Genomic DNA, 24,827 nt, shown 5'->3' on the forward strand with positions numbered 1-24,827 from the left:
CGCGTATGCATCGGAGATGTTGATAGACTTTCTAAAAGCCCCTAAACCGGCTCACAAGCGCCAATCTGCTAGCACAAGCTCTGCGTTCTCGTCGGAGATCTACTCCCTCTCCGCCAAACCACCCAGAATGAGCAACATGAAGCAGGCCTTTCAGTTGGCGGATCGGCGCCACGCCACACAGGCAACGCAACCATGACCATCCTCATAACCGGCAGCGCCGGCTTCATCGGCGCCAACTTCGTGCTGGACTGGTTCGCCAGCCATGACGAACCGGTAGTCAGCCTCGACAAGCTGACCTACGCCGGCAACCTGCAGAACCTCGCCAGCCTGGAAGGGAACCCGCGCCATACCTTCGTGCATGGCGATATCGGCGACGGCGCGCTGGTGGATCGTCTGCTGGCTGAGCACCGGCCGCGGGCCGTGATCAACTTCGCGGCGGAATCGCACGTCGATCGCTCGATCCACGCTCCGGAGGACTTCATCCAGACCAATATCGTCGGGACGTTCCATCTGCTCGAGTCGGTGCGGGGTTACTGGGGCACTCTCGGCGCGGCGGAGAAGGCCGCCTTCCGCTTCCTGCATGTCTCCACCGACGAGGTCTACGGCTCGCTCGGGCCGAACGATCCCGCCTTCAGGGAAGGCGACAGATACCAGCCGAACAGTCCCTACTCGGCCTCCAAGGCCGCGGCCGATCACCTGGTCCGCGTCTATCACCGCACCTACGGGCTGCCGGTGCTGACCACCAACTGCTCGAACAATTACGGACCCTATCAGTTTCCCGAGAAGCTGATCCCGCTGGTCATCCACAACGCCCTGGCGGGTGAACCGCTGCCCATCTACGGCGACGGCCAGCAGGTTCGCGACTGGCTATATGCAGGGGATCACTGCAGCGCCATCCGGCGAGTGCTGGAGGCGGGCCAGATCGGTGAGGTCTACAACGTGGGCGGGTGGAACGAGAAGACCAACCTGGAAGTCGTGCACAGCGTCTGCGACATCCTTGATCAGAAGCGCCCGCTGGCCGACGGCCGGAGCTATCGCGAGCAGATCCGCTTCGTTGCGGACCGTCCGGGGCATGATCGGCGCTATGCCATCGACGCTTCGCGGCTGGAGCGCGAGCTGGGCTGGAAGCCGGCGGAAACCTTCGAGACGGGTATCCGGAAGACAATCGGCTGGTATCTGGACAATCAGGACTGGGTTCAAAACGTCACCAGCGGCGCCTACCGTGAGTGGGTCGCCAGGCAATACCGATGAGCAGGATTCTTCTTCTCGGCGCCAACGGCCAGGTCGGCTGGGAACTGCGGCGATCGCTCGCCCCGCTGGGGGAATTGATCGCCTGCGACCGCCAGCGGTGCGACCTCTCCGACCTGCAGCAACTGGCGGAACGGGTCCGCACCGAGAAGCCGGACATCATCGTCAATGCGGCCGCCCACACAGCCGTGGACAAGGCCGAAAGCGATGCCGCCAACGCGCGCCGGGTGAACGCGGAGGCGGTTGCGGTGCTGGCCGCCGCCGCGCATGACCTGGATGCCCTGCTGGTGCACTACTCGACGGACTACGTATTCGACGGCAGCGGCAACGCGCCATTCGAAGAGGAAAGCGCTACCGGCCCGCTCAATGTCTATGGCCAGACGAAACTCGAAGGCGAACAGGCCATCCGCAACAGCCGCTGCCGGCATCTGATCTTCCGCACCGGCTGGGTCTATGCCGCGCGCGGGAGCAACTTCGCCAGGACCATGCTGCGTCTGGCCAAGGAACGCGAGGAATTGAAGGTCGTCGCTGACCAGATAGGCGCACCGACCAGCGCCGAGCTGATTGCCGACGTCACCGCCCTGATCCTGCATCGCCTGCAGCACGACGCCGACCTCGCCGCGCACGCCCAGGGCACCTACCACCTGGTCGCCAGCGGCGAAACCAGTTGGCACGGCTATGCACAGTTCATCGTCCGCGAGGCGATCCGCCTCGGCATTGCCCTGCGGACCCGGCCGGAGCACATCCTGCCCATCGGCACCGCCGAATACCCGCTGCCAGCCCGGCGCCCGGCGAATTCGCGCCTGTGCACCCGCAAATTGCAGCGCACCTTCGGCCTGACGCTGCCCCATTGGGAATATCATGTCCTGCGCATGCTCGAGGAACTGGCCGAACAGGAAACCCCATGAAGCGCAAAGGCATCATTCTCGCCGGCGGCACCGGCTCCCGCCTTCATCCCGCGACGCTGGCCATTTCCAAGCAACTGCTGCCGGTCTACGACAAGCCGATGATCTATTACCCGCTCAGCACGCTGATGCTGGCCGGTATCCGCGAGATCCTGATCATCTCGACGCCCCAGGACACGCCCCGCTTCCAGCAACTGCTGGGCGACGGCAGCCAGTGGGGCCTCGACCTGCACTACGCATTCCAGGAATCCCCGGACGGACTGGCCCAGGCCTTCCTGATCGGCGAATCCTTCATCGGCAACGACCTCAATGCGCTGATACTCGGCGACAACATCTTCCATGGCCACGACCTGCATGAACTGCTGCTGCACGCGACCCAGCGCGAATCCGGCGCCAGCGTGTTCGCCTACCACGTCCACGACCCGGAGCGTTACGGCGTCGTGGAGTTCGATGGCGACGGCAGGGCCGTCAGCATCGAGGAAAAGCCGAAGAAACCGAAATCCCACTATGCGGTGACCGGGCTCTACTTCTACGACCAGCAGGTGGTGGACATCGCCAGAAGCATCAGGCCCTCCGCCCGCGGCGAACTGGAGATCACCGACGTCAACCGGACCTATCTCGAACAGGGCAGACTGTCGGTGGAAATCATGGGACGCGGCTACGCCTGGCTGGATACCGGCACCCACGAATCCCTGCTCGACGCCAGCCAGTTCATCGCCACCCTGGAAAACCGCCAGGGCCTGAAGGTGGCCTGTCCGGAAGAGATCGCCTTCCGCCGGAAGTGGATCAGCGCCGAACAGCTCGAAGCCCTCGCGGAGCCGCTGGCACGGAACAGCTACGGCCAATACCTGAAACGCCTGCTGGTGGACACCGTCTTCTGATGAAAGCTACACGTCTCGCTATCCCGGATGTCGTCCTGATCGAACCCCAGGTCTTCGGCGACGCACGCGGGTTCTTCTTCGAAAGCTTCAACCAGCGCAGATTCGAAGCCACCGTCGGCCCGACCCGGCCATTCGTGCAGGACAACCATTCCCTCTCGGGCCGCAACGTGCTGCGCGGCCTGCACTATCAGGTCCGCCACCCCCAGGGAAAGCTGAATCGCGTGATCGCCGGCGCGGTATTCGATGTCGCCGTGGACCTGCGCAGGAACTCCCCCACCTTCGGCAGATGGGTGGGAGAAATCCTCAGCGCCGACAACAAGCGCCAGCTGTGGATACCGGAAGGCTTCGCCCATGGCTTCCTCGTCCTCGGCGAAAGCGCCGAGGTTCTCTACAAGACCACGGACTTCTGGTCGCCGGCGGACGAACGATGCATCGCCTGGAATGATCCCGACCTCGCCATAGACTGGCCCCTCGACGGCGTTCCCGAACTGTCGGACAAGGACCGCCAGGGTCTATACCTGCGGGATAGCGAAGTGTTCGACCAGGCCACGCCCCCCATCGCCCCCTGAACCATCCACTGGCGCGGAGCCCGACGATTCCCATGACATTCCTCCCGCTCTCCCGCTGGAGTTCCCCCGTCCTGCTGTTCCTGGTCCTGGCCCCGCTGCTCTGGCCCCTCCACCACTTCGCCGACCGCCACTACCGCGAAGAACTGGCCCAGCAGAACCAGCAGACCCTCGACCTCTACGTCGCCAACCTGCTCGGCACGCTGCGGCGCTATCAGGACCTGCCGCCGATCCTGCGCGAGCTGCCTGCCCTGCGGGCAGCCTTGCAGCAGCCCGCCAGCAAGGAAGCGCAGGCCGCGGCCAACGGCAAGCTGGCGGAAATCCGTGAAAGCACCGGCGCCGACGTGATCTACCTGATGCTCCCGGACGGCATGACCCAGGCCGCATCCAACTGGGACCAGCCGGACACCTTCGTCGGCCACAACTTCTCCTTCCGCCCCTACTACAAGGAGGCGCTGCGCGGCCAGCTGGCGCGGTTCTTCGGGCTGGGGACGACGTCGAACCGGCGTGGCTACTTCTTCGCCAGCGAGGTGCGCGAGGGCGACAGGCTGCTCGGCGTGCTGGTGGTCAAGGTCGACCTGGAGCACATGGAAGGGCTGTGGGGCAACACGCCGGAGCAGTTGATGGTGCAGGACGACAAGGGCGTGGTGATCATGTCGTCCAACCCTGCGTGGCGCTTCCGTGCCAGCCGGGAGTTGTCGCCGGCGCAGCAGCGGGAGATCGCGGAGAACATTCCCTACCCGGTGGTGCATCCGCAGCCGCTGCGGATTCGCGAGAAGGACTGGATCAGCCAGAGCCGCAGACTGTCCGAGACCGGCTGGACGGTGAGTATCTACAGCCCGCGCACGCTGGTGGACAACCCGGTACGCAACGTCCTGCTGATCGGCGGCGCCACGCTGCTGGCCCTGCTGCTGCTGCTGACCCTGCTGAACATCAGCCGCCGCCACTATCTGGAACGCATCGAACTGGAAGCCCAGGCCAAGCACGAGCTGGAAATCCGCGTGCTGGAACGCACCAGCGAGCTGGAGGCGGCCAACGAGCGCCTGCAGGAGGAAGTACACGAGCGCGAACAGGCGCAGCGCGAGCTGCTGCACGCCCAGGACGAGGTGGTGAAGGCCGGCAAGCTCACCGCGCTGGGCACCATGTCGGCGAGCATCAGCCATGAGCTGAACCAGCCGCTGGGCGCGATCCGCAGCTATGCCGACAACGCCCGCGTGCTGCTCGATCACCAGCGCATCGACGACGCCCGCGGCAACCTGCAGCAGATCAGCGAGCTGACCGAGCGCATGGCCTCGATCATCTCCCACCTCAAGGCCTACGCCCGCGGGGCGCGGCGCGCGCCGGAGAACGTCGCCCTGCAGCCGGCGCTGGACGATGCCCTGGCCATGGTCGCGCAGCGCCGCCGGGCGATGAACGTCGAATTGCTGCGCGACCTGCCGGATGCCGCGCTGTGGGTGCAGGCCGGCGAGACGCGCCTGCGGCAGATCCTCACCAACCTGCTCTCCAACGCCCTCGACGCCCTCAGCGAAACCGCGCCGCCGCGGCGCATCTGGCTGACCGCCAGCCAGACGCCGGAAGCCATCACCCTGCAGCTGCGCGACAACGGCTCGGGCTTCTCCGAGGAGGCGCTGGCCCACGCCCGCGAACCCTTCTTCACCACCAAGACCAGCGCCAAGGGGCTCGGCCTCGGCCTGGCGATCTGCGACACCCTGCTGCGCGCCCTCGGCGGCCGTCTCGAACTGGGCAACCACCCTGAGGGCGGCGCTCTCGTACAATTGCACCTGCTGCCGGGCGTTCCCGGCGTATCGCCGACGCCCCAGGAGGAAATCCGCGCATGAGCCCTGCCGCACCCTTCGCCCCGGAAACCCAGGTGCTGCTGATTGACGACGATCCGCACCTGCGCCAGGCGCTCAGCCAGACCCTCGACCTCGCCGGCTTCAAGGTCGCCGCCCTGGCCGATGCGCGCCAGCTGGACGTGCGCCTGGCGCGCGACTGGCCCGGCGTGGTGGTCAGCGACATCCGCATGCCCGGCATCGACGGCGTGCAGTTGCTGGAACAGTTGCACGCCATCGACGCCGACCTGCCGGTGATCCTGGTCACCGGCCACGGCGACGTGCCGCTGGCGGTCAAGGCGATGCGCTCCGGCGCCTACGACTTCCTCGAAAAGCCCTTCCCCAGCGACTCCCTGCTGGACAGCGTGCGCCGCGCCCTGGATGTGCGCCGCCTGGTGCTGGACAACCGCAGCCTGCGCCTGGCGCTGTCCGAACAGAAGGAACTGCGCGGCCGCCTGATCGGCCAGTCGCCCGGCATCCAGCGCCTGCAGGAACAGGTCGCCGCCCTCGCCTCGATCCAGGCCGACGTGCTGATCCTCGGCGAAACCGGCTCCGGCAAGGAGGTGGTGGCCCGCGCGCTGCATGACCTCTCCGCCCGGCGCAACGGCCCGTTCGTGGCGATCAACGCCGGCGCCCTGGCCGAGTCGGTGGTCGAGAGCGAGCTGTTCGGCCATGAGCAGGGCGCCTTCACCGGCGCGCAGAAGCGCCGCATCGGCAAGTTCGAATTCGCCAACGGCGGCACCGTGTTTCTCGACGAGATCGAGAGCATGAGCCTCGACGTGCAGGTCAAGCTGCTGCGCCTGCTGCAGGAGCGGGTGGTCGAACGGCTCGGTTCCAACCAGCTGATCCCGCTGGACATCCGCGTCATCGCCGCGGCCAAGGAGAACCTGCGCCTGGCCGCCGACGAGGGGCGCTTCCGTGCCGACCTCTACTACCGCCTGAACGTCGCCAGCCTGCGCATCCCGCCGCTGCGCGAACGCGGCGACGACATCCTCCTTCTGTTCCACCAATTCGCCGAACGCGCCGCCGAGCGTCACAGCCTGACGGTGCGCAGCCTCGACCCGGCGCAGCGCGGGCAACTGCTCTCCCACGGCTGGCCCGGGAACGTGCGCGAACTGCAGAACGTCGCCGAACGCTTCGCCCTGGGGCTGGACCTCGATCTGGACAATGCGGTGCAGATGGCCGGGCAGGTTCACGCCGGCGCCGGTCTCAGCGAGCAGGTCGAAGCTTTCGAGCGCTCGCTGATCGCCGCGGAAATGGCCCGCCCGCACAACTCCATGCGCAGCCTCGCCGAAGCCCTTGGCGTGCCGCGCAAGACTCTCCACGACAAGCTGCGCAAGCACGGCCTGCTGTTCTCCGGCGGCGGCGCGGGAGCGGAGGACGCCGAGCAGTAGCCACTGCCCTGCTCGATCTGCGAATCCGTTCACACATCCGTCAACGGCAGTCGATCACGGCGGAACGGCCTCGTGCCGCATCAAGACGGGCGATATGAAGGACAGGTACACCGGCGCTTTTCGCTACCACCGGGGGCCTCATGCACGAACCTGTCCACACCCAGCAGAACCTGGTCTGGCACTCCAGCCAGGTCACTTCCCACCACCGACAAGTCCTGCTCGGCCAGAAGCCGGCCACCGTCTGGCTGACCGGCCTGAGCGGCTCAGGCAAGTCCACCCTCGCCTTCGCCCTGGAAAAGGCCCTGATGGAGCGCGGCAGGCTTGCCTATGTTCTCGATGGCGACAATGTCCGCCATGGCCTCTGCCGCGACCTCGGCTTCTCCTCCACGGATCGCTCGGAAAACATCCGGCGCATCGCCGAAGTGGCGCACCTGCTGAACGACGCCGGGCTGATCGTCGTTTCTTCCTTTATTTCCCCCTACCGGGAGGATCGCGAAATGGCCCGGCGCATCATCGGTGCGGGGCGCTTTCTCGAAGTGCACGTCAGCACGCCCCTGGCGACCTGCGAACAGCGCGATCCGAAAGGCCTCTACCGCAAGGCCCGGGCCGGCGACCTGCCGGACTTCACCGGCATCAGCGCCCCCTACGAAGCGCCGCTGGCCGCGACGCTGCGCCTGGACACCGGCGAACTCTCCCTCGACCAATGCCTGTCCCGCCTGCTCGCCGCGCTGGAAATCGCACCGCCGCAGCGCTGAGCCATCCCGTTTTCCCCATGCGCCTGCGCAACGTCCGCAGGCGCCGGCCCCTCCCGGAAATACTTCGAATATTCACCATCCACCGCTTCCGCACACTTCTTCCGGCGCGCCATGCCGACAGACATTTCCTTCTTTATTCCTGTTTTTTCTCCTCGATAAATAACTAATAGCTGTAACTAATATCGCATCAAGTGCTATTCGCTATTTAGAGACAAATGGCCAGCATTTCGCGCCATTTGCTGACACATTTTTGACCACTTTTTCAGATTTCATTCCTGCTGATCCAAGCGACAAATCAAAACCTCTCCTATCTTTTCCCAGCGGTGCTGGTCGATGTGGGATCGAGACCAGAAATTTTCGTTAGCAAGCTATTGATATGTATCACGGCACGTGCCTGACAGATTTGGCCCAATAGCGCAATCACATTTTTCCGGTAGGGAGATTCCGAAAATGTCGCAAGAAGGCAGCCAAAAACTCCGACTCGGGGCGCTGACCGCTCTGGTGATCGGATCCATGGTGGGAGGCGGGATCTTCTCGCTACCACAGAACATGGCCGCAAGCGCCGACGTCGGCGCGATTCTTATCGGTTGGGCCATCACCGCGATAGGCATGCTCACCCTTGCCTTCGTCTTCCAGACCCTGGCGAACCGCAAGCCGGACCTTGACGGCGGGGTGTACGCCTACGCCAAGGCCGGTTTCGGCGACTACATGGGTTTCTCGTCGGCCTGGGGCTACTGGATCAGCGCCTGGCTCGGCAACGTCGGCTACTTCGTGCTGCTGTTCAGCACCCTCGGCTACTTCTTCCCGATCTTCGGCGAGGGCAACACGCTGGCGGCGATCATCGGCGCTTCCATCCTGCTCTGGGCCGTGCATTTCCTGGTCCTGCGCGGCATCAAGGAAGCGGCGTTCGTCAACGTCGTCACCACCATCGCCAAGATGGTGCCGCTGTTCCTGTTCATCCTGATCTGCTTCTTCGCCTTCAAGCTGGACATCTTCACCCGTGACATCTGGGGCTCGATGAACCCCGACCTGGGCAGCGTGATGAACCAGGTGCGCAACATGATGCTGGTCACCGTCTGGGTGTTCATCGGCATCGAGGGCGCGAGCATCTTCTCCGCCCGCGCCGAGAAGCGCTCCGACGTGGGCAAGGCCACCGTCCTCGGCTTCGTCATCGTGCTGCTGCTGCTGGTGCTGGTGAACGTCCTCTCGCTGGGCATCATGACCCAGCCGGAACTGGCCAAGCTGCAGAACCCGTCGATGGCCGCCGTGCTCGAGCACGTGGTCGGTCACTGGGGCGCGATCCTGATCAGCGTCGGTCTGGTGATTTCCCTGCTGGGCGCCCTGCTCTCCTGGGTCCTGCTCTGCGCCGAGATCATGTTCGCCGCGGCCAAGGACCACACCATGCCGGAGTTCATCCGCAAGGAGAACGCCAACCAGGTGCCGGCCAACGCCCTGTGGCTGACCAACGCCTGCGTCCAGGTGTTCCTGGTCGTGACCCTGTTCTCCCAGGGCACCTACCTGTCGCTGATCTACCTCGCCACCTCGATGATCCTGATCCCGTACTTCTGGTCGGCGGCCTATGCCCTGCTGCTGACCGTCCGCGGCGAGAGCTACGAGCAGGCGGGCGGCGACCGCGGCAAGGACATGCTCATCGCCATCATCGCGGTGATCTACGCGGTCTGGCTGATCTATGCCGGCGGCCTGAAGTACCTGCTGCTGTCGGCCCTCCTCTATGCCCCTGGCGTGATTCTCTTCGCCAAGGCCAAACACGAAGTCGGTCAACCGATCTTCACCAACGTCGAGAAGCTTATTTTCGCAGTGGTAGTCATCGGTGCGGTGATCGCTGCCTATGGCCTCTACGACGGTTTCCTCACTCTGTGAAATTCACCGGAGACATGTAATGAGCACGGAAAAAACCAAACTTGGCGTCCACTCCGAAGCTGGCAAACTGCGCAAAGTGATGGTCTGCTCGCCTGGACTCGCCCACCAACGCCTGACCCCGAGCAACTGTGACGAGTTGCTGTTCGACGACGTGATCTGGGTGAACCAGGCCAAGCGCGACCATTTCGACTTCGTCACCAAGATGCGCGAGCGTGGGATCGATGTGCTGGAAATGCACAACCTCCTCACCGAGACGGTGCAGAACAAGGACGCCCTGAAGTGGATCCTCGATCGCAAGATCACCAATGACAGCGTCGGCATCGGCCTGACCAACGAACTGCGCTCCTGGCTGGAAGGCCTGGAGCCGCGCAAGCTGGCCGAGTTCCTGATCGGCGGCGTCACTGCCGACGACGTGCCGGACAGCGACAACTCCAAGGCGCTGAAGATGTTCCGCCAGTACCTGGGCCACTCCAGCTTCCTGCTGCCGCCGCTGCCGAACACCCAGTTCACCCGCGACACCACCTGCTGGATCTACGGCGGCGTCACCCTGAACCCGATGTACTGGCCGGCCCGTCGCCAGGAAACCCTGCTGACCACCGCCATCTACAAGTTCCACCCGGAATTCACCAACGCCGAATTCGAAATCTGGTACGGCGATCCGGACAAGGACCATGGCATGTCCACCCTGGAAGGCGGCGACGTGATGCCGATCGGCAAAGGCGTCGTCCTGATCGGCATGGGTGAGCGGAGCTCCCGCCAGGCCATCGGCCAGGTCGCCCAGGCGCTGTTCGCCAAGGGTGCCGCCGAGCGCGTGATCGTCGCCGGCCTGCCCAAGTCCCGCGCCGCCATGCACCTGGACACCGTGTTCAGCTTCTGCGACCGCGACCTGGTGACCGTATTCCCGGAAGTGGTGAAGGAAATCGTGCCCTTCAGCATCCGTCCGGACGAGAAGAACCCCTCGGGCATGAGCGTCACCCACGAGGGCAAGGACTTCATCTCGGTGGTCGGCGACGCCCTCGGCCTGAAGAAACTGCGCGTCGTCGAGACCGGCGGCAACTCCTTCGCCGCCGAACGCGAGCAATGGGACGACGGCAACAACGTGGTCTGCCTGGAACCCGGCGTGGTGGTCGGCTATGACCGCAACACCTACACCAACACCCTGCTGCGCAAGGCCGGTGTCGAGGTCATCACCATCAGCGCCAGCGAGCTCGGCCGCGGCCGTGGCGGCGGTCACTGCATGACCTGCCCCATCGTTCGCGATCCGGTCGACCTTTAACTCCCAGACACCAGCGGGCGGCTCCATCCGAGCCGCCCCTCCCCCTTTTTCCCACAAGGAGAAGACTCATGGCTTTCAACATGCACAACCGTAACCTGCTCAGCCTGATGCATCACTCGACCCAGGAGCTGCGTTACCTCCTCGACCTTTCCCGCGACCTCAAGCGCGCCAAGTATTCCGGCACCGAGCGCCAGCACCTGAAAGGCAACAACATCGCCCTGATCTTCGAGAAGACCTCCACCCGCACCCGCTGCGCCTTCGAAGTCGCCGCCTATGACCAGGGCGCCAACGTCACCTACATCGACCCGACCTCCTCGCAGATCGGCCACAAGGAGAGCATGAAGGACACCGCCCGCGTGCTCGGCCGCATGTACGACGCCATCGAATACCGTGGCTTCAAGCAGGAGATCGTCGAGGAACTGGCCAAGTACGCCGGCGTACCGGTGTTCAACGGCCTGACCGACGAATACCACCCGACCCAGATGCTGGCCGACGTGCTGACCATGCGCGAGCACAGCGACAAACCGCTGCACGACATCTCCTACGCCTACCTGGGCGATGCCCGCAACAACATGGGCAACTCGCTGCTGCTGATCGGCGCCAAGCTCGGCATGGACGTGCGCATCGCCGCTCCCAAGGCCCTCTGGCCGAGCGACGAACACGTCGCCGCCTGCCGGAAATTCGCCGAGGAAAGCGGCGCGCGCATCACCCTCACCGAAGACCCCAAGGAAGCGGTGAAGGGCTGCGACTTCGTCCACACCGACGTCTGGGTCTCCATGGGCGAGCCGGTGGAAGCCTGGGGCGAGCGCATCAAGGAACTGCTGCCCTACCAGGTCAACATGGAAATCATGAAGGCCGCCGGTAACCCGCGCGTGAAGTTCATGCACTGCCTGCCGGCGTTCCACAACAGCGACACCAAGGTCGGCAAGCAGATCGCCGAGCAGTATCCGAACCTGAAGAACGGCATCGAAGTCACCGAAGACGTCTTCGAATCGCCGTACTGCATCGCCTTCGACCAGGCGGAAAACCGCATGCACACCATCAAGGCGATCCTCGTCTCGACCCTCGCCGACCTCTGATCCCGGTCGTCCAGGGGCGACACGGGTGCCATTGGCCCGCACGACTCCCCGCCGCATGGACCTGCGGCGGGGAATCGCGCAACTTTCCCGCACGATCGCTCCTGTTTACCGCCGGAATCCACCTCATTCAAAGGAGAACAACCATGCGTATCGTCGTCGCATTGGGCGGTAACGCCCTGCTGCGTCGTGGCGAGCCCATGACCGCTGACAACCAGCGCATCAACGTCAAGATCGCCTCCGAGCAGATCGCCAAGGTGCATCCTGGCAACGAACTGGTGATCGCCCACGGCAACGGCCCCCAGGTCGGCCTGCTGGCCCTGCAGGGCGCGGCCTACGACAAGGTCACCCCCTATCCGCTGGACGTCCTCGGTGCCGAGACCGAAGGCATGATCGGCTACATGATCGAACAGGAAATGGGCAACCTGCTGCCCTTCGAAGTGCCCTTCGCCACCATCCTCACCCAGGTGGAAGTGGACGCGAAGGACCCGGCCTTCCAGAACCCCACCAAGCCGATCGGCCCGGTGTACTCGAAGGAAGAAGCCGAGGCGCTGGCCAAGGAGAAGGGCTGGGCCATCGCACCGGACGGCGACAAGTTCCGCCGCGTGGTCGCCAGCCCGCGTCCCAAGCGCATCTTCGAGATTCGCCCGGTCAAGTGGCTGCTGGAGAAAGGCACCGTGGTCATCTGCGCCGGTGGCGGCGGCATCCCGACCATGTATGACGACACCGGCAAGAAACTCAGCGGCGTCGAGGCGGTGATCGACAAGGATCTCTGCTCCGCGCTGCTGGCCCAGGAACTGGACGCCGACCTGCTGGTCATCGCCACCGACGTCGATGCCGCCTACGTCGACTGGGGCAAGCCGACCCAGAAGGCCATCGCCCAGGCCCACCCGGACGATCTGGAACGCATGGGCTTCGCCGCCGGCTCCATGGGGCCGAAGGTCCAGGCTGCGATGGAATTCGCCCGCAACACCGGCAAGGACGCGGTGATCGGCGCGCTGCAGGACATCGTCGCCATCACCCAGGGCAAGGCCGGCACCCGCGTCAGCACCAGGAAGCCAGGCGTCGAGTACCGTTGATCCCGCACCGCAGCTCCGGGAGCCGCTGACGGCTTCCGGAGCCCGTTTTCCCTTCCCGCCGCCTCCTTCTCCCTGACAGCAACTGATGACGCGCGCTAGCCAAGCGCGTGACTCGCAAGTCATGATCCACGTCATCGTATTCATTCGAATCATTGAACTGCCGCCTGGTTCGTGCCTGGCGCCCATGTCGCCTGCCGGCGTACCGCTGTCCGCGCAGCGTCGCCCGCACATCGCGCATCGGCCCGCACAAGAAGAACTTTTTGAAGGAGTTTCCGAGAGATGTCTCGACTACCGGTCATCGTTGGTTTTGGTGGGTATAACGCAGCGGGTCGCAGTTCCTTCCACCATGGTTTCCGCCGCACGGTCATCGAGTCGATGGACACGGCCGCCCGCCAGGAGACCCTCGCCGGCCTGGCAGTGATGATGAAGCTGGTCAGGGTCGAGGGCGGCCAGTACCAGTCCGCCGAGGGCGAATCCATCGACCTGGCGGCCATCGAGAAACGCTTCGGCCAGCAGATTCTCAAGTCGACCCTGGTGCGCCGCATCGAAGAGCAGTACATGGACGTCACCGCCGTGCACTGGCAGAAGAGCGTGACGGTGAGCGGCAACGGCCAGCCGCTGACCTTCGTCACCCAGGCCAAGCAACTGCCGGAACCGCTGCCGGCCAACTGGTCGGTGCAGCCGCTGGAAGGCAACCAGGTCCAGGTCACCCTGCACGACAGCTGCGAATTCAAGGTCGACAGCTACCGCGAGCTGCCGGTGAAATCCGCCGGCCAGCTGCCCACCGGCTTCGAGCCGGGCGAGCTGTACAACTCGCGCTTCCACCCGCGTGGCCTGCAGCTGGCCATCACCGGCGCCACCGACGCGCTGCGCTCCACCGGCCTGGCCTGGCAGACCATCCTCGACCACGTGCATCCGGATGAAGTCGCGGTGTTCTCCGGCAGCATCATGAGCCAGCTCGACGAATACGGCCTGGGCGGCATGCTGCAATCGCGCCTCAAGGGCGGCCGCGTCACCGCCAAGCAGTGCCCGCTGGGCCTCAACACCATGCCGGCGGACTTCATCAACGCCTATGTGCTCGGCAGCGTCGGCACCACCGGCGCGGTCACCGGCGCCTGCGCCACCTTCCTCTACAACCTGCAGAAGGCCATCGACCTGATCAACGACGGCCGCGCCCGCGTCGCCCTGGTCGGCAACAGCGAAGCGCCGGTCACCCCGGAGATCATCGACGGCTACAACGCCATGAGCGCCCTGGCCACCGAAGAAGGCCTGCGCAACGTGCAGGGCGGCGGCGAAGTCGACTTCCGCCGCGCCGCGCGGCCGTTCGGCGAGAACTGCGGCTTCACCCTGGCCGAGTCCTCCCAGTACGTGGTGCTGATGGACGACGCCCTGGCCCTGGAGCTGGGCGCCGACATCCACGGCGCGGCCACCGACGTGTTCATCAACGCCGACGGCTTCAAGAAATCGATTTCCGCCCCCGGCCCGGGCAACTACCTGACCGTGGCCAAGGCCGTGGCCGCCGCCGCGCAGCTGGTCGGCCTCGACAACGTGCGCAAGCACAGCTTCGTCCACGCCCACGGCTCCAGCACCCCGGCCAACCGCGTCACCGAGTCCGAGCTGCTCGACCGCGTCGCCGGCGCCTTCGGCATCGAGCAGTGGCCGGTCACCGCGGTCAAGGCCTACGTCGGCCACTCCCTGGCTGCGGCCAGCGCCGACCAGGTGATTTCCGCCCTGGGCACCTTCAGGTACGGCATCGTCCCGGGCATCAAGACCATCGACAAGGTGGCCGACGACGTGCACCGCCAGAACCTGCACATCGTCGCCCGGCAGGACGAGCAGCATCCGGACGTGGAAGTCTCCTTCATCAACTCCAAGGGCTTCGGCGGCAACAACGCCACCGCCGTGCTGCTGGCCCCGCGCCGGGTCGAGAAGATGCTGCGCAAGCGCTACGGCGACGCCGCCTTCGAGGACTATCTCAAGCGCCGCGAGCAGACCCGCGTCAACGCCGCCGCCTACGACCAGCAGGCGCTCAAGGGCCAGTTCGACATCATCTACAACTTCGGTTCGGACATGATCGACGACCAGGCCATCGAGCTGGGCACCGAGAGCATCAAGGTGCCGGGCTTCAGCCAGCCGCTGGTGTTCAGGAAGGACGCGCGCTACAGCGACATGCTCGACTGAGCCTGTCCGTCCAACCACGCGCCGCCCCACCGGGCGGCGCGTCCAGCCAGACGCCGGTGCATTGGGTATAATCTCGCTCTTTTTCCCGGAGCCTCCCATGACCCTGCCCAGCTTGCGTCTCAAAGCCAACGCCGAGCGCCGCCTGCGCGCCGGCCACCTGTGGGTCTACAGCAACGAGGTGGACGTCGCCGCCACCCCGCTGAACGCCTTCGCCGCCGGCGACCAGGCCGTGCTGGAGATGGCCAATGGCAAGCCGCTGGGCATCGTCGCACTGAGCCCGAACAACCTGATCTGCGGCCGCCTGATTTCCCGCGATACCAAGCACGTTCTCGATAAATCCCTGCTGGTCCACCGCCTGAACGTCGCCCTGAGCCTGCGCGAGCGCCTGTTCGACAAGCCCTTCTACCGCCTGGTCTACGGCGATTCCGACCTGCTTCCCGGCCTGGTGGTCGATCGCTTCGGCGATGTGGTCGTGGTCCAGCTCGCCTCCGCGGCCATGGAGCTACGCAAGGACGACGTCCTCGCCGCCCTGCTGCAGGTGCTCAAGCCCAGCGCCGTGCTGTGGAAGAACGACTCCAGCGCGCGCGACGCCGAAGGCCTGGAGCGCTACGTGGACAGCGCCTACGGCAACGTTCCGGAATGGGTGCCGCTGGAAGAGAACGGCGTGAAGTTCGAGGCGCCGGTGCTGGCCGGGCAGAAGACCGGCTGGTTCTACGACCACCGCATGAACCGCGCCCGCCTCGCGCCCTACGTGCAGGGCAAGCGCGTGCTCGACCTGTTCAGCTACATCGGCGGCTGGGGCATCCAGGCCGCGGCGTTCGGCGCCAGCGAAGTGATGTGCGTGGACGCTTCCGGCTTCGCCCTCGACGGCGTCGAGCGTAACGCCACGCTGAACGGCGTCGCCGAGAAGGTCGCCTGCGTCGAGGGCGACGTGTTCGAAGCCCTGCGCGAACTGAAGGCCGCCGATGAACGCTTCGACGTGGTCATCGCCGACCCGCCGGCCTTCATCAAGCGCAAGAAGGACCTGAAGAACGGCGAGGCCGCCTACCGGCGCCTGAACGAACAGGCCATGCGCCTGCTCAGCAAGGACGGCATCCTGGTCAGCGCTTCCTGCTCCATGCACCTGCCGGAAGACGACCTGCAGAACATCCTGCTCGGCAGCGCCCGCCACCTGGACCGCCACATCCAGTTGCTCGAACGCGGCGGCCAGGGCCCGGACCACCCGGTGCACCCGGCGATCCCGGAAACCCGCTACATCAAGAGCATCACCTGCCGGATCCTGCCGAGCTGACCACCGTAGGATGGGTTGAGCTTGCGATACCCATCACCGATCCCGCATGGGTATCGCTTCGCTCCACCCATCCTACGACGCTTATGGCTCCCCGCCCGGCGGGGCGGCTTTCCCTGCCGGCAGCCCCCGGCGTAGAATCCGGCCATCCCTCGCCATTTATCCTCCGGCGGGCCCGTGAGCCACAGGCCGCGCGGGCGGTGACCCCGCCTCGCCTTGCGTCCGACTCCGAGCATGCAGCTCCATCCGTCGTTTGCATGTCTTTCGTTCCACGCTCACGATAAGACTCTTACCGATACCTGATTTAGCCGCAGGAACGTGTCATGCCCGATTACCGCTCGAAAACCTCCACCCACGGCCGCAACATGGCCGGCGCCCGCGCCCTGTGGCGCGCCACCGGGATGAAGGACGAAGACTTCAAGAAACCGATCATCGCCATCGCCAACTCCTTCACCCAGTTCGTCCCGGGCCACGTGCACCTGAAGGACCTGGGCCAGTTGGTCGCCCGCGAGATCGAGAAGGCCGGCGGCGTGGCCAAGGAGTTCAACACCATCGCGGTGGACGACGGCATCGCCATGGGCCATGACGGCATGCTCTATTCCCTGCCGAGCCGCGAGATCATCGCCGACTCCGTGGAATACATGGTCAACGCCCACTGCGCCGACGCCATCGTGTGCATCTCCAACTGCGACAAGATCACCCCCGGCATGCTGATGGCCGCGCTACGCCTGAACATCCCGGTGGTGTTCGTCTCCGGCGGGCCGATGGAGGCCGGCAAGACCAAGCTGGCCAACCACGGCCTGGACCTGGTCGACGCCATGGTGGTCGCCGCCGACGACTCCTGCTCCGACGAGAAGGTCGCCGAGTACGAGCGCAGCGCCTGCCCGACCTGCGGTTCCTGCTCCGGCATGTTCACCGCCAACTCGATGAACTGCCTGACCGAGGCCCTCGGCCTGTCGCTGCCGGGCAACGGCTCGACCCTGGCCACCCACAGCGACCGCGAGCAGCTGTTCCTGCGCGCCGGCCGCCTGGCCGTCGAGCTGTGCCAGCGCTACTACGGCGAAGGCGACGACAGCGTGCTGCCGCGCAACGTCGCCAGCTTCAAGGCGTTCGAGAACGCCATGACCCTCGACATCGCCATGGGCGGTTCGACCAACACCATCCTGCACCTGCTGGCCGCCGCCCAGGAGGCGGAGATCGCCTTCGACCTGCGCGACATCGATCGCCTGTCGCGCAAGGTGCCGCAGCTGTGCAAGGTCGCGCCGAACATCCAGAAGTACCACATGGAAGACGTGCACCGCGCCGGCGGCATCTTCAGCATCCTCGGCGAGCTGGCCCGCGGCGGCCTGCTGCACACCGACGTGCCGACCGTGCACAGCCCGAGCATGGCCGACGCCATCGCCCAGTGGGACATCACCCAGACCACGGATGAAGCCGTGCACACCTTCTTCAAGGCCGGCCCGGCAGGCATCCCGACCCAGACCGCGTTCAGCCAGTCGACCCGCTGGCCGACCCTCGACGACGACCGCGCCGAAGGCTGCATCCGCAGCGTCGAGCACGCCTACTCCCAGGAGGGCGGCCTGGCCGTGCTGTACGGCAACATCGCCCTCGACGGCTGCGTGGTGAAGACCGCCGGCGTGGATGAGTCCATCCACGTGTTCGAAGGCACCGCGAAAATCTTCGAAAGCCAGGACAGCGCCGTGAAAGGCATCCTCGCCGACGAAGTGAAGGCCGGCGACATCGTCATCATCCGCTACGAAGGCCCGAAAGGCGGCCCGGGCATGCAGGAAATGCTCTATCCGACCAGCTACCTGAAGTCCAAGGGCCTGGGCAAGGACTGCGCCCTGCTCACCGACGGCCGCTTCTCCGGCGGCACCTCGGGCCTGTCCATCGGCCACGCCTCTCCGGAAGCCGCAGCCGGCGGCGCCATCGGCCTGGTGCAGGACGGCGACAAGGTGCTCATCGACATCCCCAACCGCAGCATCAACCTGCTGGTAAGCGATGAAGAACTGGCCACCCGCCGCGCCGAGCAGGACAAGAAGGGCTGGAAACCGGCCCAGCCGCGTGCGCGTCGCGTGAGTACTGCGCTGAAGGCTTATGCGTTGCTGGCGACCAGTGCGGATAAGGGGGCGGTACGCAATAAGGCGTTGCTGGAAGGCTGATAGTCCTCTGCAAATAAGAAAGCCCGGCGTATTGCCGGGCTTTTTATTTACAGAAATTACCGACAACTGGAAGGAAGATACCTGGCCTCGATACCATTAGTTGCCGGAGCAGAACATTTCCAAGCGCGAACCGGTTGCACTGAGGCACTTGCAAAGTCAGCAGCCGCGGACTTCGCTGTTGCAGCAGCATCGCTATAGGGAGTGAGTTCAACAAGAACTTTGGTTCCCAACTGAGAAATGCCACGAGCCTTGACTGTGATTACACCAGCTTGCGAAGTGGAAACACTTTCAACATATTGAGAAATTGGAGAAGCCGACGTACCTCCTTCGCCACATCCGAACTGGTTAGCGGCAGTAGGAGCAGCAGCCAAGCCAGTCTGGGATGCTTCAGATATTGAAGTACGACATGTGGAGGCAGCCAATATCACTTCAGACACCTTGGCGCGCGCCGTATAGTCTTGATACGCGGGCAATGCGATAGTCGCGAGAATTCCGATAATCGCGACCACGATCATCAATTCGATCAACGTGAAACCTTTCTGCACCGTACTCATTTGAATTCCTCCTGAAACATTCAACTCATCCTTCCGATGCCTTACTGCAACATCGGAAGAACGCATTAAATGACCCGCAGGCAATTCAACGCAGTCAGCCCTTTCTCCCCCACCAGCGGAATTTTCCCAAGCAATTAAAATAATCGGGACATCAAGAAACCTGTTGACCTTATTTGTCATAAGTCGAACTTGATCGAGTCATAGACTGCCGCTTTCCGTCACCCCACTCGTCATCCCTTGCCTCATGACACTGTCCACCCCGCCCTCCGGACAGTAGAATCGCGCCCTTTTTCACGGAGCGCCGTCATGACCTCACTCGCACAGCCGCCCGTCAGCGAACCCCGCAACGATCTGGTCTACGGCCTGGAAGATCGTCCCAGGCCGGTGGTCGCCCTGCTCGCCGCGCTGCAGCACCTGCTGGCGATCATCGTGCCGATCGTCACCCCCGGCCTGCTGATCTGCCAGGCGCTGGGCGTGTCGCCGCGCGACACCAACCTGATCGTCTCGATGTCGCTGGTGATCTCCGGCATCGCCACCTTCGTCCAGTGCAAGCGCTTCGGCCCGTTCGGCGCCGGGCTGCTGATCGTCCAGGGCACCAGCTTCAACTTCGTCGGCCCGCTGATCGCCGGTGGCGCGGCGATGGTCAAGTCGGGCACGCCGGTGGAAGCGGTGATGGCGGCGATCTTCGGCGTGGTGATGGCCGGTTCCTTCGTGGAGATGGGCCTGTCCCGCGTGCTGCCCTTCGTCAAGCGCCTGATCACCCCGCTGGTGACCGGCATCGTGGTGCTGATGATCGGCCTGACGCTGATCAAGGTCGGCCTGATCAGCATGGGCGGAGGTTTCTCGGCGATGGGCAACGGCACCTTCGCCAACGGCGAGAACCTGCTGCTGTCCGGCCTGGTGCTGGGCATCATCATCGTCCTCAACCGCATCCCGGTGGTCTGGCTGCGCAGCGGCGCCATCGTCATCGCCCTCGCCGCCGGCTATGCGCTGGCCGGTTACCTCGGCCGCCTGGACTTCACCGGCATGCATGAGGCGCCCGCCTTCCAGGTTCCGGCGCCGCTGCACTTCGGCGTGGGCTTCTCCTGGTCGCTGTTCGTCCCGCTGCTGGTGATCTACCTGGTCACCGCGCTGGAAGCCATCGGCGACGTCACCGCCACCAGCAAGATCTCGCGCCAGCCGGTGGAAGGCCCGCTGTGGATGCAGCGGATCAAGGGCGGCGTACTGGTGAACGGCGCCAACTCGCTGCTGGCCGGCCTGTTCAATACCTTCCCCAGCTCGGTGTTCGCGCAGAACAACGGGGTGATCCAGCTCACCGGCATCGCCAGCCGCCACGTCGGCCTGTGGATCGCCGCGATGCTGGTGCTGCTCGGCCTGTTCCCCAGCGTCGCCGGCGCCATCCAGGCGGTGCCGGAGCCGGTGCTCGGCGGCGCGGTGATGGTGATGTTCGGCTCGGTGGCCGCCGCCGGCATCAACATCCTCGCCGGCACCCGCCTCGACCGCCGCGCCCTGCTGATCATCGCCATCTCCCTGGCTCTCGGCCTCGGCGTATCGCAGGTGCCGGAATTCCTCGCGCACATGCCGGCGGCGGTGCGCGCGGTGCTAGAGTCGGGCGTCGCCACCGGCGGCATCTGTGCCCTGCTGCTGAACTGGTTCCTGCCGGAGTCTCCGGCGATCCAGGAAGCCTGATCCAGCGCGACGCCACCCTCGGGTGGCGTCGTCGTTTATGCTGCTCCGATGAGCATTGCCCTCCGCATCGGCGTGATCGCCGACACCCACAACCTGCTCCGCCCGGAAGCCCTCGCAGCCCTGCGCGATTGCGATCGCCTGCTGCACCTGGGCGACATCGGCAAGCCGGAAATCCTCGCCACCCTGCGCGAACTGGCGCCGCTGGAGGTGGTGCGCGGCAATAACGACCGCGACGCCTGGGCGGACGACATTCCGGAAACCCTGACGCTGGAGATCGGCGGCAAGCGGCTGTACCTGATCCACGATCTCAAGCAATTACCCATCGATCCGCGCGCAGAGGGCATCGACGTGGTGCTTGCGGGGCATTCGCACAAGCCGCTGCATGAAGTGCGCGACGGGGTGCTCTATCTCAATCCGGGCAGCGCGGGGCCAAGGCGATTCAAATTGCCGATTTCGCTGGCAATCCTGCGGATCGGGGATGGGCGGATCGAGGCGGAGTTGATCGACCTGATTGGAGCCGCGAAAGAAACGTAGGGTGGATGAGGCTTTTTTCATCCACCCTCCCGGGGCCGCATGCGCGGCCATGGTGGATCGATGGAGCGTGATCCACCCTACGCATGCCCGAACCACCGTAGCGAACCCTCGGAATCATGGCTCCAGCAACTGCGCCGCCAGCCGCACCACCTGCTCCTGCCGCTCGCTCTGCTCCACCCGCTTCGCCCCATTGAGCGTCGACCACTCCGGATGCGCCCGCGCCCGGCGCAGGGCGTCCGGCAGCTTGCCCTCGCGCCACTGGCGGTCCTCCGGCGACTCCACGCGGATCGCCTCCACCGCCGCATGCCCGCGCGCCTGCAGGGCGGCGAGCAGTTGGCGCTGGCGCAGGGCGAGCAGGCGCAGCACGCCGTCATTCACGCTCAGTTCGCGGCGGCCCTTGAGTTTTCCGAGCAGGCGTTCGCCGTAGTGGCCGACGGTCTGCCAGGCGCCGCCGGCCAGCGCGCCGAGGGCCGCAGCGGCGCCGAGGGTGATGCCGCCGACCAGCAGATCGATACCCGCGCCCGCCGCCGCCCCCGCCGCTACGCCACCGCCAAGGCGGATGCCGAGCTGGCGCAGGGTTTCCGGATTGAACAGGTCGTCGCCCCAGCGGCCGTCCAGCAGCGGCAGGTCGGCGGTGCGTGCATCGTCCTTGCGGAAGGCGTAGAGGCCGAGCAGCGCCTTGACGCAGGCATCCTCGCGCTGGCGCACCTTGCCGCGCATGTCCTCGGTGGCCGCGCGCACTGTCGCATCGCCGGGCGCCACCTGGCTGCGGCAGGCGGCGACGTCGATCAGCAGTTCGGCGATCAGCCGCGCGCCAGCCTCGCGGCGCATCGCACCCTGAGCTTCGTGATCGGCCACCAGCCGGTCCAGTTGCGGCCGCGCACGCTCCAGCAGCAGCGCCAGGCTTTCGTAGAGACGCCGCTCGCCGTCCAGCGGCGGCGCCACGCTGTCGAAGCGCACCAGCGCATGCAGGCCGAGACGCGACAGTGCCTCGCGCCACTGTTCCTCGCGATGGCCCGGGCTGGCGACGAAGTTCAGCACCGGCAGCAGCGGCCGCGCGCAGCCGGCCAGCACCGCCAGCTCGTCGCGGTACTTGGCCAGCACCGGCTCGCGGGCATCGATCACGTAGAGGCCGGCGTCGGAGGCCAGCAACTGGCGCAGCACCTTGGCTTCCTGCTCGAAGCGCCCGCGCGCCTCGTTGCCGTCGAGGAAGCGGCGCAGGCGTTCGGGACCATCGAGCCGTTCGCCGGGGCGCTCCAGCGTCTCCAGGTAGTCGCGCAGGGCGATGGCGTCTTCCAGCCCGGGAGTGTCGTACAGCTCCAGCAGCGCATCGCCGTCCACCGACAGCCGCGCGCCCTCGACATGCCGGGTGGTGCTCGGCCGGTGCGACACCTCGCCGAAGCCGACGTCGCGGGTCAGGGTGCGCAGCAATGAGGTCTTGCCGACATTGGTGTGGCCGACCACGGCCAGCTTCAGCGGCTCAGTCATGCCCGGTCTCCAGCCAGCCCAGCGGCGATGCCTCGGCGTGCGGCAGCCGCAGGCGTTCGATGGCGGCGCGCCAGTCGCCCAGGCGGTCGCTGTCCAGCGCCTCTCCCACCGGCGGCTGCAGCAGCCAGACGCGGGTGGCGGCGGCACAGCGCGACAGCTCGGCGATCAGCGCCAGGGTGCCGCGATCCGGCGAGCGCCGCGGGTCGCAGGCAATTGCCAGGCGCGCCGGCGGGTAGCGGGTGAGCTGCTCCAGCAGGCGGCGGCGCTGGGCGCCGTCGTCGAGGTTGCCGGCGTCCGCCACGCCCTGGGGCAGCGTCGGCGGCCAGGCCATGCGGTCGTCCAGTTCGATGGCCACCAGCACGGCGCCGTCCGCACTGGCAGCGGGCGCTTGCGGCTGCGGTTCGACCAGCGCATCTGGCGCCGCATCGCTGACGCCCAGGCGCACGCTGGCCGGCATCAGCCGTTCGCGCAGCAGGCTGTAGCCGGGCAGCGAGAGGTCCAGGCCGAGCCGCGCGCGGCCGCGCTGCCAGCGCCACAGGCAGAGCAGCCAGAGACCCAGGCGCAGCAGCACGCCATACACCAGCAGGATGCCCACCAGCCAGCCGGCCCAGGCGTGGCGCGCGGCTTCGCTGGTCAGTGCGGCATCGCCGCTGGCACGGATGAGTTCGCTGTCCGGCACGGGGAAGCCGAGCAGCGCCGGCAGCGCGCCAAGGGTCTGGGTGAGCAGGACGAAGGTGTCGCCGCCGAGGATGGTGGTTTCCCAGACGAAGCCGTAGCGCCGCGTCGCCAGCAGCGCCAGCAGCACGCCGAGGGCAGCGAGCAGCGCGACCGTCCACAGGCCGTGGACCAGCAGGCCGAGCGCCCAGCGCGTCAGGCCCTGGCGGCCGAACAGCACCAGCAGCGCCGGCGCCAGTTGCGCGGCGCGGGCATCGCGGGACAGCTTGCCGCTCAGCCACAGCCAGAGCCGGCCCAACGCCCCGGCCGCCTCGCCGCCGGCGAAGAAGCCGATGGCCCAGCCGGCCAGCATCAGCAGGTCGAGGCCGAGCAGGCTGGCCAGCGCCCAGAACACATTGACCGGCCGCTGCCCGTCACCGAGCGCGGCCAGGGCCAGTCCGCCGCCACTGAGCAGGGCCAGCGCCAGCATTATCCACAGGGCCAGATGCGCACCCTGGCGCCAGGCGCGCTGGGCGCTGTCGAGGCCGTCGCGGCGGGCGAGATCTTCCGCGCGGACGAGGATGCGTCGCTGCAGCGAGCCGCCGGCGACCAGGGCCTGGCGACAGGCTTCGCTGTCCTCCAGCGCGCCGGCCTGTTCCTCGCGCAGGCGCAGTGCCTCGGCCAGCCAGAGGGCGTGAAGATCGGGACGGGGTTCGGAAATGGGGGAGGCAGTCACACGCGGTCTCGTCGGCAATCCCAGCGCAGAGCATAACCGCTGAACGGCGTGCCTTCACGGATGCCTTGCCGGCAGGGCCGCGGCCTGACTATCCTCGCGCCCATGAAACCGACCCGACTCCCCCTCGCCATGATCGCCGCCCTCGCGGAAAACCGCGTGATCGGCCTCGACAACCGCATGCCCTGGCACCTGCCGACGGACCTCAGGCACTTCAAGGCCATGACCCTCGGCAAGCCGATCATCATGGGCCGCAAGACCTGGGACTCGCTGGGCCGCCCGCTGCCCGGCCGGCTCAACCTGGTGGTCAGCCGCCAGCCCGGCCTCGCCCTGGAAGGCGCGGAAGTCTTCCCCTCGCTGGAAGAAGCGCTGCAGCGCGCCGATGCCTGGGCCCGGGAACAGGGCGTCGACGAACTGATGCTGATCGGCGGCGCCCAGCTCTATACGCAGGCGCAGCCGCTGGCCGAGCGCCTCTATCTCACCCGCATCGCCCTGCAGCCGGAGGGCGACGCCTGGTTCCCCGAGCTGGAAGCGAACTGGCATCTGGCTTCCAGCATCGAGCACGTGGCGACCGACGAATCGCCAGCCCATGCCTTCGAGGTGTGGGAGCGCAGCTGACGCAAGGACGAGGCCCGGCATTTCGCCGGGCCT

The 24,827-nt window shown here is 66.0% G+C and carries 20 protein-coding genes; 17 read left to right on the forward strand and 3 right to left on the reverse strand.

Features of this window, described 5'->3' with window-relative positions; genetic code table 11:
- Positions 1–192 precede the first annotated feature (192 nt).
- The 14 genes from rfbB to ilvD all read left to right on the forward strand — a co-directional run bounded on the left by rfbB (position 193) and on the right by ilvD (position 18,524).
- Entirely contained in the window at positions 193–1,251 is a 1,059-nt protein-coding gene (gene rfbB / locus BLR75_RS17515; RefSeq protein ID WP_084311701.1) for a dTDP-glucose 4,6-dehydratase, read from the forward strand.
- A complete protein-coding gene (gene rfbD, locus BLR75_RS17520; RefSeq protein WP_084311700.1) occupies positions 1,248–2,156 on the forward strand; it encodes a dTDP-4-dehydrorhamnose reductase in 909 nt (302 codons plus the stop codon). The genes rfbB and rfbD overlap by 4 nt, the downstream gene beginning before the upstream one ends.
- Positions 2,153–3,034 carry a glucose-1-phosphate thymidylyltransferase RfbA gene (gene rfbA, locus BLR75_RS17525; RefSeq protein WP_084311699.1) on the forward strand — a complete coding sequence of 294 codons (882 nt, stop codon included), beginning with the start codon at positions 2,153–2,155 and terminating at the stop codon, positions 3,032–3,034. The genes rfbD and rfbA overlap by 4 nt, the downstream gene beginning before the upstream one ends.
- Positions 3,034–3,603 carry a dTDP-4-dehydrorhamnose 3,5-epimerase gene (rfbC, locus tag BLR75_RS17530; RefSeq protein WP_084311698.1) on the forward strand — a complete coding sequence of 190 codons (570 nt, stop codon included), beginning with the start codon at positions 3,034–3,036 and terminating at the stop codon, positions 3,601–3,603. The genes rfbA and rfbC overlap by 1 nt, the downstream gene beginning before the upstream one ends.
- A 32-nt stretch (positions 3,604–3,635) precedes the next feature.
- Complete coding sequence (locus tag BLR75_RS17535) at positions 3,636–5,438, forward strand: sensor histidine kinase (RefSeq protein WP_084311697.1); 1,803 nt, start codon at positions 3,636–3,638, stop codon at positions 5,436–5,438.
- Positions 5,435–6,826 carry a sigma-54-dependent transcriptional regulator gene (locus BLR75_RS17540; protein ID WP_084311696.1) on the forward strand — a complete coding sequence of 464 codons (1,392 nt, stop codon included), beginning with the start codon at positions 5,435–5,437 and terminating at the stop codon, positions 6,824–6,826. The genes BLR75_RS17535 and BLR75_RS17540 overlap by 4 nt, the downstream gene beginning before the upstream one ends.
- A gap of 140 nt (positions 6,827–6,966) precedes the next feature.
- Positions 6,967–7,581 (forward strand): adenylyl-sulfate kinase, encoded by a 615-nt coding sequence (gene cysC, locus BLR75_RS17545; protein ID WP_084311695.1) that lies wholly within the window; start codon positions 6,967–6,969, stop codon positions 7,579–7,581.
- A 450-nt stretch (positions 7,582–8,031) separates the two neighbouring features.
- The gene (gene arcD / locus BLR75_RS17550) at positions 8,032–9,462 is read left to right on the forward strand and encodes an arginine-ornithine antiporter (RefSeq protein WP_084311694.1); all 1,431 of its coding nucleotides are present in this window, start codon (positions 8,032–8,034) and stop codon (positions 9,460–9,462) included.
- 19 nt (positions 9,463–9,481) lie between these two features.
- Entirely contained in the window at positions 9,482–10,738 is a 1,257-nt protein-coding gene (gene arcA, locus BLR75_RS17555) for an arginine deiminase (protein ID WP_084311693.1), read from the forward strand.
- A gap of 68 nt (positions 10,739–10,806) precedes the next feature.
- On the forward strand, positions 10,807–11,817 hold the full coding sequence (locus tag BLR75_RS17560) for an ornithine carbamoyltransferase (protein WP_084311692.1): 1,011 nt from the start codon (positions 10,807–10,809) through the stop codon (positions 11,815–11,817).
- A gap of 143 nt (positions 11,818–11,960) precedes the next feature.
- Complete coding sequence (gene arcC, locus BLR75_RS17565) at positions 11,961–12,893, forward strand: carbamate kinase (protein WP_084311691.1); 933 nt, start codon at positions 11,961–11,963, stop codon at positions 12,891–12,893.
- A 279-nt stretch (positions 12,894–13,172) separates the two neighbouring features.
- Positions 13,173–15,074 (forward strand): beta-ketoacyl synthase, encoded by a 1,902-nt coding sequence (locus BLR75_RS17570; protein WP_084311690.1) that lies wholly within the window; start codon positions 13,173–13,175, stop codon positions 15,072–15,074.
- Between the two features lie 97 nt (positions 15,075–15,171).
- Positions 15,172–16,365, forward strand: a complete 1,194-nt coding sequence (locus BLR75_RS17575; RefSeq protein WP_084311689.1) for a class I SAM-dependent rRNA methyltransferase — start codon at positions 15,172–15,174, stop codon at positions 16,363–16,365.
- Between the two features lie 320 nt (positions 16,366–16,685).
- Positions 16,686–18,524, forward strand: a complete 1,839-nt coding sequence (gene ilvD / locus BLR75_RS17580; protein WP_084311688.1) for a dihydroxy-acid dehydratase — start codon at positions 16,686–16,688, stop codon at positions 18,522–18,524.
- A 56-nt stretch (positions 18,525–18,580) separates the two neighbouring features.
- Here the strand turns inward: ilvD and BLR75_RS27210 are convergent, their stop codons facing one another.
- Entirely contained in the window at positions 18,581–19,258 is a 678-nt protein-coding gene (locus BLR75_RS27210; RefSeq protein ID WP_281246548.1) for a pilin, read from the reverse strand.
- A 126-nt stretch (positions 19,259–19,384) separates the two neighbouring features.
- Between BLR75_RS27210 and BLR75_RS17590 the strand changes: the two genes are divergently transcribed.
- Both BLR75_RS17590 and BLR75_RS17595 read left to right on the forward strand, forming a co-directional pair.
- On the forward strand, positions 19,385–20,767 hold the full coding sequence (locus tag BLR75_RS17590) for a nucleobase:cation symporter-2 family protein (RefSeq protein ID WP_084311686.1): 1,383 nt from the start codon (positions 19,385–19,387) through the stop codon (positions 20,765–20,767).
- A 48-nt stretch (positions 20,768–20,815) separates the two neighbouring features.
- The gene (locus tag BLR75_RS17595) at positions 20,816–21,301 is read left to right on the forward strand and encodes a metallophosphoesterase family protein (RefSeq protein ID WP_084311685.1); all 486 of its coding nucleotides are present in this window, start codon (positions 20,816–20,818) and stop codon (positions 21,299–21,301) included.
- 114 nt (positions 21,302–21,415) lie between these two features.
- Here the strand turns inward: BLR75_RS17595 and BLR75_RS17600 are convergent, their stop codons facing one another.
- The gene (locus tag BLR75_RS17600) at positions 21,416–22,789 is read right to left on the reverse strand and encodes a GTPase/DUF3482 domain-containing protein (protein WP_084311684.1); all 1,374 of its coding nucleotides are present in this window, start codon (positions 22,787–22,789) and stop codon (positions 21,416–21,418) included.
- A complete protein-coding gene (locus tag BLR75_RS17605) occupies positions 22,782–24,164 on the reverse strand; it encodes a DUF2868 domain-containing protein (protein ID WP_084311765.1) in 1,383 nt (460 codons plus the stop codon). The genes BLR75_RS17600 and BLR75_RS17605 overlap by 8 nt, the downstream gene beginning before the upstream one ends.
- A gap of 117 nt (positions 24,165–24,281) precedes the next feature.
- Here BLR75_RS17605 and BLR75_RS17610 point away from each other — a divergent pair, with 117 nt between their 5' ends.
- Positions 24,282–24,794 carry a dihydrofolate reductase gene (locus tag BLR75_RS17610; RefSeq protein ID WP_090416113.1) on the forward strand — a complete coding sequence of 171 codons (513 nt, stop codon included), beginning with the start codon at positions 24,282–24,284 and terminating at the stop codon, positions 24,792–24,794.
- Positions 24,795–24,827 lie beyond the last annotated feature (33 nt).

It is taken from the genome of Pseudomonas jinjuensis (assembly GCF_900103845.1).
Lineage (GTDB): Bacteria > Pseudomonadota > Gammaproteobacteria > Pseudomonadales > Pseudomonadaceae > Pseudomonas > Pseudomonas jinjuensis.